The organism is Thermodesulfovibrio sp. 1176, from assembly GCF_029946585.1.
Lineage (GTDB): Bacteria > Nitrospirota > Thermodesulfovibrionia > Thermodesulfovibrionales > Thermodesulfovibrionaceae > Thermodesulfovibrio.
In genome coordinates, this window is the sequence record NZ_JARZRZ010000002.1 from 237,082 (window position 1) to 249,550 (window position 12,469).

18 protein-coding genes and 1 pseudogene are annotated in these 12,469 nt (G+C 38.7%); 15 read left to right on the forward strand and 4 right to left on the reverse strand.

Annotated features, from left to right (window positions below):
- Window positions 1-145 precede the first annotated feature (145 nt).
- Complete coding sequence (locus tag QI155_RS05020; protein WP_068861690.1) at window positions 146-409, forward strand: hypothetical protein; 264 nt, start codon at window positions 146-148, stop codon at window positions 407-409.
- A 28-nt stretch (window positions 410-437) separates the two neighbouring features.
- A complete protein-coding gene (locus tag QI155_RS05025; protein WP_281321229.1) occupies window positions 438-1,010 on the forward strand; it encodes a hypothetical protein in 573 nt (190 codons plus the stop codon).
- 183 nt (window positions 1,011-1,193) lie between these two features.
- On the opposite strand, the gene QI155_RS05030 is transcribed toward QI155_RS05025, so the two are convergent.
- Together QI155_RS05030 and QI155_RS05035 are read right to left on the reverse strand one after the other, a co-directional pair.
- Window positions 1,194-1,811 (reverse strand): hypothetical protein, encoded by a 618-nt coding sequence (locus QI155_RS05030; protein ID WP_281321230.1) that lies wholly within the window; start codon window positions 1,809-1,811, stop codon window positions 1,194-1,196.
- A 10-nt stretch (window positions 1,812-1,821) separates the two neighbouring features.
- The gene (locus QI155_RS05035; RefSeq protein ID WP_068861745.1) at window positions 1,822-2,514 is read right to left on the reverse strand and encodes a S24 family peptidase; all 693 of its coding nucleotides are present in this window, start codon (window positions 2,512-2,514) and stop codon (window positions 1,822-1,824) included.
- 44 nt (window positions 2,515-2,558) lie between these two features.
- Here QI155_RS05035 and QI155_RS05040 point away from each other — a divergent pair, with 44 nt between their 5' ends.
- The 13 genes from QI155_RS05040 to QI155_RS05100 all read left to right on the forward strand — a co-directional run bounded on the left by QI155_RS05040 (window position 2,559) and on the right by QI155_RS05100 (window position 9,597).
- Window positions 2,559-2,762, forward strand: coding sequence for a hypothetical protein (locus QI155_RS05040; RefSeq protein ID WP_068861746.1), 204 nt, complete (start codon window positions 2,559-2,561; stop codon window positions 2,760-2,762).
- A 49-nt stretch (window positions 2,763-2,811) separates the two neighbouring features.
- Window positions 2,812-3,279, forward strand: a complete 468-nt coding sequence (locus QI155_RS05045; protein WP_068861747.1) for a hypothetical protein — start codon at window positions 2,812-2,814, stop codon at window positions 3,277-3,279.
- A gap of 3 nt (window positions 3,280-3,282) precedes the next feature.
- Window positions 3,283-5,514, forward strand: coding sequence for a Mu transposase C-terminal domain-containing protein (locus QI155_RS05050; protein WP_068861748.1), 2,232 nt, complete (start codon window positions 3,283-3,285; stop codon window positions 5,512-5,514).
- A 111-nt stretch (window positions 5,515-5,625) separates the two neighbouring features.
- Window positions 5,626-6,219: an AAA family ATPase gene (locus tag QI155_RS05055; protein ID WP_281321231.1), complete on the forward strand. Its 594-nt coding sequence runs from the start codon at window positions 5,626-5,628 to the stop codon at window positions 6,217-6,219.
- Window positions 6,216-6,545, forward strand: a complete 330-nt coding sequence (locus QI155_RS05060; protein ID WP_068861442.1) for a hypothetical protein — start codon at window positions 6,216-6,218, stop codon at window positions 6,543-6,545. The genes QI155_RS05055 and QI155_RS05060 overlap by 4 nt, the downstream gene beginning before the upstream one ends.
- Window positions 6,505-6,810 (forward strand): hypothetical protein, encoded by a 306-nt coding sequence (locus tag QI155_RS05065; RefSeq protein WP_068861441.1) that lies wholly within the window; start codon window positions 6,505-6,507, stop codon window positions 6,808-6,810. Before QI155_RS05060 ends, QI155_RS05065 begins: the two co-directional genes overlap by 41 nt.
- Entirely contained in the window at window positions 6,807-7,280 is a 474-nt protein-coding gene (locus QI155_RS05070; protein ID WP_068861440.1) for a phage protein GemA/Gp16 family protein, read from the forward strand. Before QI155_RS05065 ends, QI155_RS05070 begins: the two co-directional genes overlap by 4 nt.
- Window positions 7,243-7,662 carry a hypothetical protein gene (locus tag QI155_RS05075; protein ID WP_068861439.1) on the forward strand — a complete coding sequence of 140 codons (420 nt, stop codon included), beginning with the start codon at window positions 7,243-7,245 and terminating at the stop codon, window positions 7,660-7,662. Before QI155_RS05070 ends, QI155_RS05075 begins: the two co-directional genes overlap by 38 nt.
- An 84-nt stretch (window positions 7,663-7,746) precedes the next feature.
- The gene (locus QI155_RS05080; RefSeq protein WP_068861438.1) at window positions 7,747-8,127 is read left to right on the forward strand and encodes a hypothetical protein; all 381 of its coding nucleotides are present in this window, start codon (window positions 7,747-7,749) and stop codon (window positions 8,125-8,127) included.
- Window positions 8,124-8,588, forward strand: coding sequence for a host-nuclease inhibitor Gam family protein (locus tag QI155_RS05085; protein WP_068861437.1), 465 nt, complete (start codon window positions 8,124-8,126; stop codon window positions 8,586-8,588). The genes QI155_RS05080 and QI155_RS05085 overlap by 4 nt, the downstream gene beginning before the upstream one ends.
- Window positions 8,575-8,883 (forward strand): Mor transcription activator family protein, encoded by a 309-nt coding sequence (locus QI155_RS05090; RefSeq protein ID WP_068861436.1) that lies wholly within the window; start codon window positions 8,575-8,577, stop codon window positions 8,881-8,883. The genes QI155_RS05085 and QI155_RS05090 overlap by 14 nt, the downstream gene beginning before the upstream one ends.
- On the forward strand, window positions 8,864-9,304 hold the full coding sequence (locus QI155_RS05095; protein ID WP_068861435.1) for a phage virion morphogenesis protein: 441 nt from the start codon (window positions 8,864-8,866) through the stop codon (window positions 9,302-9,304). Before QI155_RS05090 ends, QI155_RS05095 begins: the two co-directional genes overlap by 20 nt.
- 2 nt (window positions 9,305-9,306) lie before the next feature.
- The gene (locus QI155_RS05100) at window positions 9,307-9,597 is read left to right on the forward strand and encodes a hypothetical protein (protein WP_068861434.1); all 291 of its coding nucleotides are present in this window, start codon (window positions 9,307-9,309) and stop codon (window positions 9,595-9,597) included.
- A gap of 620 nt (window positions 9,598-10,217) precedes the next feature.
- Here QI155_RS05100 and QI155_RS11065 read toward each other — a convergent pair.
- Together QI155_RS11065 and QI155_RS05110 are read right to left on the reverse strand one after the other, a co-directional pair.
- A pseudogene (locus QI155_RS11065) lies at window positions 10,218-10,997 on the reverse strand (phage minor head protein); the annotation flags it as partial.
- Window positions 10,981-12,468 (reverse strand): DUF935 family protein, encoded by a 1,488-nt coding sequence (locus QI155_RS05110; protein WP_068861432.1) that lies wholly within the window; start codon window positions 12,466-12,468, stop codon window positions 10,981-10,983. The pseudogene QI155_RS11065 and the gene QI155_RS05110, both read right to left, overlap by 17 nt.
- Between the last annotated feature and the right edge of the window lies 1 nt (window position 12,469).

Genomic DNA, 12,469 nt, shown 5'->3' on the forward strand with positions numbered 1-12,469 from the left:
GAGTCAAATTTTGGCAAATTGGGCTTGTAAACCCTTGATTTTACTTGATGTGACTTTTTATTTTTAAATCTTATTGTATAACTTTTTTTAATTTTTATTTAATTTCATATTAACTTTTATCCCTATTTATCTGTATAATTATTCCATGTTCCTAAAAATTGTCCGTTCAGCCCAAAATATTGATTATGTATATGTTGTAGAAGGTTACAGAGATGAATCTGGAAAAATAAGACACAAGTATCTATTCAGTCTTGGAAGGCTTGAAGATTTCCTTAACACCGAGTCATTTAAAAAACTTGCAAAAAGAGCTTTAGGTGAAAGTGCAGAGAAACAGTTTGACCTTACAAAAATATCAGAAGGAAGAGTACTCAATTATGGTCATTGTTTAATAAAAAAAGCTTTGGGATAAATTTCAGTTTAATCAATTTTTCAGCAGGGTGTCAAAGAAGAAGCAATTTAATCTATCACAGGCAGTATTTTATATGACAGCAAGGCATATGATTTCCTCAGACAGCAAACTTGGGATGTATGAAAGCAGGAAGGATTTTTTAGGGTTTGAAAGTATAGGGATAAATCATCTATACAGGGCATTAGATGTACTGGCAGAAAGCAAGGAAGAATTAGAGGAGTATCTATTTAACCGAAGAAACCTTAGTGCAGAACAAATCCTTTCAGCTTATCATAGTTTATGGAAGATAGAGGAATCTTTCAGAATAATGAAGCACACCATAGAGGTAAGACCTGTATATCACTGGACAGAAAAAAGAATAAAGGGGCATCTGGTAGTATGTTTTCTTTCCTTTTTATTTATGAGGATGTTAGAGTTTGCATTAAACAAAGATGTATCAACAGAAAGAATAAAGGAAGCATTACAAAGTGTTACACTTACAGAGTTTAGCATAGATGGGAAAGAATACTATTTAAAGAACAGGATGGATAAAGTAGCAAAAGCCCTATTTAAAACAATGTGTATTTTATCAGGTAAAATGAGAAAAAAAGAAAGTTATTAAAATGCTTGATAATACTTGATTTTATGACTATTTTGAGGTTTGAGAAAAATTGCAAAAAATACCGATTTTTTAACATAGATTTGAGAAATTTTTACTTAAAAAATAGACAATAAAAATTAAAAAACCTATAAAATTAAATTAGTTTGCTTTGTCTATTTTTCTGAGTCAAAAAATGGTAAAAATTCATAACGCCGTTGCAACTTCCATTCTTATATATTGCAATTCATTGCAAACATTTAAAGATGTGCAATGTTTTTTTATCAATAATGACATTCTATAATCCGGCTTTTGTTCTTTTGAGAGCTTTGGAATCCCTAACGGAATATTTTCCTTACTACAGGATATTTCATTGTTTTTTAAACAATCTTTTGCTTCTTTGATAACAAAATTGACTATATCCTGAGGCGTGTCTTGATAAGAAACAGCATGAAAATCTAAGGCATTTAAAAAACTATCTATAAAAGGAGAAATTATAGAAGGATTTGTGCAATTTATTTTTGCATCTCTACATTCAATATTTAAAAACAGATATTTCCTTTTTGAATATTTATGTTGATATCCAAAAGAGCCAATATCAATATCCGAAAGATTTCTTATATAATTTATATAGTATTCTCCAGCCTCACCTTTCCCTTCTGATTCTTTAATTACAATTCCAGGAATTTTCTTTTTTGCCCAAGAAGAGGCATCTTTTACTGTTTCTACATTTATTTTTCTCTCGTTGTTGACCTTTTTATCAGATGAACACTGTACTTGTAATGCAACCATTAAAATAGCCATAAAAACAATTACTTTTTTCATTTTTGCCCTCCTATTTTTCTATTTCTCTGCCTATCCAGATGACCTTACCGATGACATGAATATCATCTGGAGGCACGATAATTGGCTCATATTTTGGATTATCGCTAATAATTTTAAGTTTTTTTTCATTAAAAAGCAATTGAATTCGCTTAATCATAATGGAATCATTGACATAAATAGCATAAATTCCACCATGAAGGTCAACAAAGTTCCTGTTTCCATCCACCAGGACAATATCGCCACTGAAAAGCGTTGGTTCCATTGAGTCTCCCTCTACCCTGATAAGGCTCATTTTTGTATGGTCACCCTTACGCCTGATCCAGTCACTCCTGAAGGCAAGCTTTATCTCTATCTGAGCGTCTTCTACCGGAACAAGTCCTTTGCCTGCACTGATTTTTCCGCTCACCATAGGAATGAGAATGTAGTCCTGCCCCAGACTTTTATATTCTTTAGTAGTTTCTGGTGTAACAAGAGGTTTATGTTTTTCAATAAACATTTCTCCTTCACCAGTGATGAGCCAATCAATTGAGATATTCAAATGCATAGCTAATTTCTTTAAATTTTCATATCCGGGGAGTCTTTTCCCAGATAAATAATCCATTAGCGTTGGATAAGGAATTTCAGTCTTTTTGCAAAATTCTTTATAATTAAAATTTAATCTATCTATTAAAATTTTTAATCTATCTTTTAATTCATTCTGCATAAAAACCCCTTGACATATTTAATGCAATAACATATAATTTCAATATGCAAATAAATAAAGTGTTAATAAAAGAAGTCAAAAAAAGTGACCTTATAAGGCCAAATCTTTCTGCAATTGCAAAGAAAATCGGCAAAACGAGAACATGGGTTAGTCTTGTCTGGAACCGCAGAAAAAAATCAAGGCATACACAAGAGCTCATAGCAGAGGCTCTCGGAATCCCATATGAAGAACTCTGGGGCGACAAATGAACCATATTGATAAGTATATATTTTTTTGTCATTTTTGTCTATGTCTAAGATGAAGAAAAAAATAGACATACAACAGCTTGATTTCTTTGATCTACTTAAGAAAATTCAGCAAGAACAGGCTCAGGCTTTGAATGAGTCTGCTCCAGGAAGTCTAAATATAGATGCTCAGATACGCGGGCTTGTAACAATGGCTCTCAAGCAGACAAGGCTAAGTAGATATGAGGTGGCTGGTAAGATGTCTGAACTACTTGGCAAAGAGATAACAAAAGCGATGCTTGATAGCTGGTCTGCTGAGAGCAAGGAAAATCATAGATTCCCTCTTTCGTATCTGCCTGCTTTTTGCAGAGCAACAGGAAGCAGGGAAATACTCAGGTTTCTTGCAGACAAATGTGGCGGATTCTACATAGAGAGTGCTGAAGCTTTATATACAGAGCTTGGCAGGATTGAGCAGATGAAAAAAGAGCTTTTAGAGAGAGAAAAAACAATAAAAATGATGATACAGAGGCTTGGGGGGTGACCGATGAGCAATTTAGTTGCCTTAAGAAAAGAAAGTAGCAGTTCGCACTTACAAGACAAAAGTGCGAACTTAAGTGCGAACCTATTAACAAAAAGTTCGCAGTTGTCAAAAGGCATTGAAAATAAAGAAAAAAATAGATATCAAGATAGTAGTTTAAAGCCAAAAAATCATTATGAAAGTGCGAACCTCTGGTTAGAGATAAAAGAGGTTCAGGAGCTATTAAATGTATCAAAAAGAGCACTTCAAAAAGCTTGTAAAGCTGGCAAATTTATAACAAAAACCGCCACTGGCAGAGGCGGGATAAGATACCTCATCGCTCTTTCCTCTTTGCCTGCTGAGGCAAGGCTTAAATACTACCAGCAAAAAGGCATGCTTGAGTCTTACCTTCAAGCCACAATCCCAGCTGCTCCACCTAAGGCTCCAAAGAAATTTATAGAGATAGCCCTTGCAAGACTGAATCTTGTGAGACTCTGGAGAGAGTTCAGAAAAGGGGCTGGCAAAAAAACAGAGGCAGACAGGGCTTTTCTGTCTGCATATAATGAAGGGAAAATCGCACAGAACATATATAAAATACTTGGTGAAGTATCAGTAAAAACCCTATATCGCTGGATAGACCAGCTTGGGGGTACAGATGACTACACAAGACTAATTCCTCAGTGGAATCCAGGAAGCAGGCGATGCGGACTCACAGAAGAAGAGAAAGACATATTTTTCAGATTTCTGCTTGACCCAAAAAACATAAAAATCGGTCAGGCAATCAGATTAACTAAATTCTACCTTGAAAGCAGAGGAATCCCTTCGCCTTCTCATCCCATCACATTCAGGCGTTTTGCTGAGAGATGGAAAACAGAAAACTACGACCGCTGGGTGCTGATGCGAGAAGGTCAGAAGGCACTAAGAGATAAAGTAGAAACATTTATCAGGCGTGATCCATCGTTACTTGAAGTTGGAGAAGTGCTGGTTGCAGATGGACACAGGCTAAATTTCCAGGTGATAAATCCATTCACTGGTAAACCTGTGAGACCGGTGCTTGTGGGATTTCTGGACTGGAAGAGCTTTACGCTTATTGGCTATGAAATTATGCTCACTGAGAATGTTCAATGCATTGCATCTGCTTTGCGAAATGCCATACTGAGGCTTGGCAAATTCCCGAAGGTCGTATATATGGACAATGGAAAAGCCTTCAGGGCAAAGTATTTCACAGGTGTAGATGACTTTAATGAAACGGGGATATATGGGCTTTTTGCCCGTCTTGGTGTGACAACAATCTTTGCCCATCCATACAACGCAAGGGCAAAAGTAATAGAGAGATGGTTTCAGGAGTTCACAGAGACATTTGAGAGATTGATGCCGAGTTTTGTGGGGTCATCCATACAGGACAGACCTGCCTATCTAAAAAGAAATGAGAAATTTCACAAACAACGCCATAAAGAATACATCCCAACCATAGAGGAAACAATCCAGCTTATAGAGTCATGGCTACAATTTGAATACTCCCAGCCCTGCCCTCATGTGACAGGCAAGACTAAGGGAGAAGTACTTCAGGAAGGACTTGGTCAAGGAGTGTTTGTTGATGAGCTTGATGGCCTCATGATGGAAGAAAAAATCACAAACATCACCCGCAATGGAATCAGATTCCTCAAGACAGAATACTGGGATGAAGCACTGTACGGAATGAGAGAGCAGGTAATCATCAAGTACAGCATTTTTGATTTGAGCCAAATAAAGGTATACGACAAACGAGGAGAATTCATCTGCATTGCAAAACGCAGGGAACCTGTTCATCCTCTGGCAGCAGTAAGGGGAGATGCAAAGGATATGGAAGAGCTCAAGCGTCAGATAGCAGAGCAGAGAAGGCTTGAGAAAAAGACAATTATGGCTGTTAAAGACCTTCTCAAGAGACAAACAGACATTCAGCTTGACTGGCAGAAGGCTATAGAGGCATCTCCTCGGATAGCGGACAGAATTGAGATAGAAGATCTGCAACTTCCACCGATTGAAGAGCACATTCCTGATGAAGCTGTAAAGATAGAGCCAGAGCTTCCGCAGGAAATTGAGCCAAATCAGGATCAAAACGCACCTGAAAGACCATTCTTTGGAGACAATGAAATTGCAAGGTATGAGTGGCATATGAAGAATGGATTCCACACACAGGAAGACTGGGAGTTCAAGGAATATTTTGAAAGCACGCTAACTTACAAAATGATGAAACAATTCTGGGAAAAAGAAAATTAACTTTTACAGGAGGATTATAACATGAAAAGAATTTTTGCGAGAACAACAAATGTTGAACGTTTTGCAGGGGCGATGACTCGCCTCATGAATCGTCAGGAGGGGATACCAGGAATGGCACTTATATTTGGAGAGCCAGGACTTGGGAAAACCAAAACTTCGCTCTGGTGGATAGCAAATAACGATGGGATATTCATCAGAACAAAAAAACTGATGACAGGCAGGTGGTTACTTGAGGAAATCGTGGCTGAACTTGGCGAGCAACCTGCAAGGCGTGTGAGTGAGCTATTCAGGCAGGCACAGGACCAGCTACTTGAAAGACCACGCCCCATATTTGTTGATGAAGCAGACTATCTCACGCATGATGTGAGAGTTCTTGAAACACTCCGTGATCTTCACGATGTAACAGGCGTGCCAGTGATTTTTATCGGAATGGATCACGCTGATAAAAAGCTTGCAAGATACAAGCATCTCTTTGACCGATTTAGCGAAATAGTAAAGTTCAATCCTCTCACAGAACATGACATCAGAATGATAGCAGATCAGCTTTGTGATGTAAGGCTTTCAGATGATGCAATACAGCATATAGCAACACAGGCAAATAGATTTAGAAGAGTCATGGTCTGGCTTTACAGAGCTGAAGCAGTAGCAAAGGCAAACTCTCTTAAAGAGGTCTATGCAAAGCACCTCAATGGAGGCGGGAAATGAAAAAAAAAGGACAGGCTACAGATGAGAGACAAAAAATCTGGAAAGTGATAAGGGGGCTGTTGACATTCACAATTGATGATATTGTGAGGCTTACGGGGTGCAATGAGAGAAACGCATATTACTACATATGTAAACTTAATAAAGCAGGGTATTTCAGAGTAATAGACAAACAGGCTACAAAGACAAAACACCGCAGGGTTTACAGACTCATAAAAAACACAGGGCCTCTTGCACCCATTGAGACATCAGTAATATTTGACCCAAATATAAAAGAGGTGATGATAAATGAAAGAGATACTGCAAGAGGAAATACAAAAAAGAGGTAAAAAGCAGGTTGCATTTGAACTGGGGATAAGCGTTTCAACTCTCACTCTCTACATGCAGGGAAAATATCCAGCGCCAGAAAGGGTGGAAGAAAGGGCAAAAAAAATATACTCAAATGGCAGGATCCAATGTCCTGTGCTTGGTGAAATATCTCCTGCTCAATGTGCTGAAAACTACGAGCTTGCTGAGAAAGTTGGCAGGATGGTGTCAAACCCCGAAAAGCTCAAACTATACAGGGCTTGCATGAAATGCGAGATAAGAAAATGAAGATAACAAAAGGACAGATAAGAATAATTCATACACTAAAAAATAGGCTTGGCTGGGATGAGTCGCAATACAGAGGATTTCTCATGTGGAATACAGACAGATTTGTCACAAGCTCACTTGAACTGAGCTATGAAGAAGCAGAACGAATCATCATCAAAATGAGACATAAAGCAGTAATGGCTGGAGTGTGGCAGGACAGACAAAGGAAATATGATGAGCTGGACGGCAGGGAAAATATGGCAACAGCAGCGCAGCTCAGGAAAATTGAGGCAATATGGGCTGAAGTATCAAGGGCAAAGACAGAGGCGGAAAGAAAGAAGGCGTTACGGAACCTATTATGGAAGAAATTTAGAATAACGGATATAAGATTTCTGGAAGATTGGCAGGTAAGAAAAGTAATAAAAATGCTTGAGGCAATGAAGGAGAGAAAATATGGCAAGAAAAAAGAAGAAGCAACCCCCGCCGTATGAAGAAGACTATCAATTTCCAACGCATTGTGAACGATGTAAAGAGGTGCTTTTTGATGAAATTGTAATAACAGAGGAAGGGCAATACTATATGAAAAAATGCATTATGTGTGGGGCAAGATATTTCAAGAGGGAACGGCTACAAAGAAAAATTTGTTATGAATGTGGCAGAGAATTTTTCGTAAAGAGCATGAAGCAAAAACTATGCAATGAATGCATGAAGAAAAAAACGAACAGAAAAATAGAAAAAATATGTTTTCACTGCGGTAAAAAATTTCTGGGATTCGCAAAAACAAAATACTGCGAAAAATGTCGTCCTCAGATATTATCTGAAAAATCAAAAGAATATAGGAGGAAGAAAAATGTCTGTATGTCTGTATCGTAAAAAGTGCTATGGTGCACACTTCTGCACCATTACAAAAACTCATTGCGGGGTATTTACCCTGCTAAAATGTATATGGGAGGACTTATGGAAAGGACAAAAAAAGAAAGATATAAGAACAAGCTTCTGCGGGTAATGGTAAAACACATAGGCAAGACAAACAGCATCAGCATGTCAGCACTTTATGAGGCGGTATTTGGAGAACCCTGTCGCGACAAAATCAACGAAACACGAATAATAAGAAGGCTAATTACGGAGCTTCGGCGTGATGGCGTGCCAATCTGCTCTGATACTGACAGCGAAGGCGGAGGTTACTATCTTGCCGCAGCAGGCGGAGAGCTTGAAAACTATTGTATGAGGTTGAGGATCAGGGCGTTGAAAACGCTCAGGATGGAGGCAATATTAAGGAAGATGACACTGCCTGAGCTGATTGGACAGCTCAACTTAAATGTAGGAGGGAAAAAATGAAAGCTATAGCAGCAAAAAATCAGGATACAGTGAGACTTAAAGTTGAAGATTTGCTTGCAAAGATAAAGATAAACAAACAAATGCTTGAAGCAATTGAAAATCAATATAAAGGAGAAATTGAAGCAATCAGAAGCAAATACTACAGGCACATTGAGGAAGTAAAAAACGACATAAGGCAGTATGAAGAAGAACTTCAGAAGTTTGCGTTCAGACACAAAGCAGAGCTTTTCACTGGAGACATAGCGGATTTTCAGAATGGAAGGCTCATATATCAGATAAAGAAAGCAGTCAAGCGGGTGCGTGGGATACTTGAAAGACTTGAGCAACTTGGCTGGAACGAGGCAATAATAATAGAGAAAAAAGTCAACTGGGATGAAATAGAAAAATGGACTGATGAGAGACTGATTGCAGTGGGCACTGAAAGAGTAATAAAGGAAACAATAAACTATGAGCTTAAGTAAAATGGACTGGCTCAGAGAGCTTTCAGAGGAAGAACTGTCAGGATTGCTTTATGGCGATCTCTCTCTCATATACTCTCTCTGTGGCATAGACACACTCATCAAAGTATGCGAAAATCTCATGGGAATGAATCTATATATAAGTTCTAAGCCAATAAAAGACGCGGTTAAGCTCTATGTGAGAAAAAATTTCAATGGGCATAATCACAAAGAGCTTGCTGTAAAGCTTGGAGTAAGTCAGCGCTATATATATGATATTATAGAGAAAGAGTTAAGGCATGATCAAAATAGAAATTGATGACAGACAATTCAGGGAAGCTATACAAAAACTCATTCAGCGTGGCATAGACAGACGCCCCTTGATGCGTAATATTGCAATGATCATGCATAATGCAGTTGAGGAAAACTTTGCACAGCAAGGACGCCCCAGCTGGAGACCTCTGAGTCCAAAAACAATCAAAGCAAGACAGCAAAAGGGTTACTGGCCGGGGTCAATACTTCAGATGAGGGGAAGACTGGCAAGTTCGATCACAGCACAGAGCGATAACGACAAAGCGATGGTGGGAACAAATGTAGTCTATGCGGCTATACATCAGTTTGGAGGAAGGGCTGGCAGAGGACACAGGGCAGAGATCCCTGCAAGGCCCTTCCTGAGCCTCACAGAGGAAGATTTAAACGACATTAAAGAGACAGTTATTGACTATTTAAAGGGGGTTTAAAAATGCTTACTCTTGTTTATGATAAAGAACTTTTTGATCTTTTCAGAGAATATAGTAAAAAATTTGGAATAGAATTGATTGCAGAAGAAACTTTAAAAAAAATAGAGGAGGTAGGAATTTTCCATATAATAGACTTACCAGACTTAGATTATGATGTCATAAAAAAAGAAATCCAAAAATGTATAAACAACATTGCAAATCCTTATATTGATGATATTGATTTTTTCTTTACGCTTGCTGGTTGGACCAAAGAAAAAATAGAAGAAATAAGAAGAGGGGATATTCTTTTTTAACCCATAAGAATTTTTTTCATAATCTTTTCAAACTCCTGCACAACAAAGAAGCAATGCCCTTGCTTTCTGATAAAATTAAGTGCCGATCTATCATTTCTTGCCCATAAAGCAAACAATGATGCTATTGCTTCTTTAATATCACGATCTGGTGCATCCAAGTAATATCCTTTTTTATGTCCGTAACTTCCATAAATTTTTTGTCTTGTAAGCCCTTCAAAAAAGCATGATACATCTGGGTCACCGTAATAAAGTTCTCTCGGTCTCAGTTCAGGGATAAAATCAATATTAGAGAACAATTTTTGAGCTTCTCTGAAGTGATAGACAAACTCTTTTTCAATTTTGATTTTGAAAAGCTCGTCAAGATGGTGCCCGAATTCATGAATAAAATCTCCTTGTTTTTTCGAATTTGAATTAATAAATATAGTTTTTGTAAGTGGATTATAACGAGAAGTCTCAGAGGTTGATATATATTTAGCGGTGAATTTATATTTTTCAATAATAATTCTTGCTTCCTCATTGCATTTTTCAACCTCAGCCTGTAAAAAATCCCTTAATTTTTTATTTTTGATAAAAGAAAAGTACGGATAATCTTTATAGAATTTTGCTTTTAAATCATCGGTGTATTTGCTCATATCAGGAAACCACGCAGCTAATCCGGGATTATGCCCCCAGCCCACATCTGTAGGGATTTCCATTCCAGTAACAGGATCGTGATATACAGCAACAGGCTGAAGCTCGCCTGTTTTTTTGCTTACGAGCTCATCTTTCCATGTAATTTTGCCCTCTGCCGAGTCAACTGGAAGCCCTTTTCTGTCAATGTCTTTTTGGCTGAGTGCACGAACACGGCAACGACAATTGAACCCATTCGGTGGGTAATGGGTCTTCCAGAAGGGATCGTCATATCGGAAAATCTTGCCGTGCAATGCCCTGTGGGCTGGTCTTGTGCGAGAGTCAAGCACAGCAACATATTGCCAGTACGGATGGGTGTCGGTTGATTCCATCATTGTTTTGTATCTGCCAGCCATGTATGCAGTCTGCATATTTACATTAAAAATGGTTTTCAGCCTCCAGGGTGAGCCCTCAAGGAATCTTTCAACCCTGCCATCAGGATAGACTGCAAACTTATATCCCCACCACCCTTTTGCCTTCAGGCGTGGCTCAAGCTCCTTACGAAATTGCTCAAGACTGATGCCTTCATTAATGGCTTTCTGAACCATTTCCCTGATGTCCTGTAGAATGTCCATCCTCATAGCCTTTGCAACAGTGAAAGCCTTTGCATGGGCTTCCTGCCACATTTCCCACCAATCCCAGGTAAGCTTGTATCCTTTGGCTTTGAAATACTCTATTGCCTTCTCTGGAGGAAGTCCTATTGCGTATGCAAGATCAATACTTTCTGGCATTGAGCATTCCCCACAGCTCGCTAACAAAGATTGCCCTTGAAAGCATCTGCTCAATTGCAGATGTATCCATATCTGGATAAGTTTCTACGAGTTTTTCCATTATTTCCTCGTATGAAGTACCTTCTTTAATAAGTTCTATAATTGGTTTGAGCACTCCTTCCATCTGAGATTGTAGTTCTTCAGGAGATATAGATTCCATTGCATCGTCAATTGCCTGTTGATCAGGGAAAGGTGATTCTTTTTTTTCGGCAAACTCTGTTTTTGTGGTGTTTTGCTCTGAAACCTCAATATCTTCGTCTTCAAGGGCATACGCCTTTTGAAAGTATTGTTTGGTAAATCTGAGACCTGATTTTTCAAGGGAGTTGGAGATTTTTTCATCTCTCTCTGCAAGGTTTTTGTCTATATCTGATTCCTCATACATGGAAAAAACAGGCATCTCGCCATCTGAAAAATTTATTTCGTATATCCATTTGATTAGCTGATTTATCGCTTTTTCAATCATTTTTTTGTCGCTGTTGATGAGGTCTTTTCTTACCTCCATGTGCACCTGGGCTGCTGCATAAGAACCGCCTTGAACCTGTGTTGTGAGGTTTTGCCCAAGCAGCGCAATTGCAATCTCCTGATCGCAGTAATCAAGTAGCTCCCTGTATATTCCAGCCGATGCCGACTTGGCAGAAGCTTCAAGTACCTCAACAGAGGAATCATCCGGTACAACTGCAATTGCATCTTGAATCATTGCCTCAAGCATGCCGGCAAACCTGTCTGTTTCTTCTTTTGAGGTTCCGCGAGGATGCTTACCGATGAGAAAGGGCATGCCGTACTTTTCAGTGAACATAACCCAGAACTTAAGGCCGCCTTTTTTGAATGTTACGGGCCAGAAGCACTTGCTAAGAGCAGGCTCGCCATAGGGATTTTTATATGTGGCATTATGCTGCACAAGTAAAAATTTATGTTCTGGTACGGGTTCACCGTTCAGTTTCTCTTTTGTTCTGAGCATCAGGTTATTTTCTTCATCAAACACAAACCACTCCTGAGGCTTGCCAACGATACGGGCAGGAAGAATATAGGAGCCAACTTTTTCCCACACGACCTCACACACAGCATAGCCGAATAGCACAGCATCAAGCATCTCTGAGATTACTTGATATATGTCTATATTAGAGAAAACTTCTTTAATAATCCTTGCCTGTCGTGATTTTGCCTTGCCTTTGTCAATATCCCACTCAAGCGAGAGCACGCCTGCCTTTCTACTGCCTGCACATCCTGAAACACGTGCATCTGTAAGAAGTTCATGATATACGGTTATATCCTTGCCCTGTTTTTTTAGCACAGGGTCAGGATTTGGCAGATAAAAACCGAGCGAGTAAAAATCTATAGCCCCTTTTCTTGTGGCAATCTCTTCTGTGAGTGAGGCAGGTTTATCAGCAGCAAACCTAATAAAAGTCTTTTCGTCTATCCAGATACCTTTCATA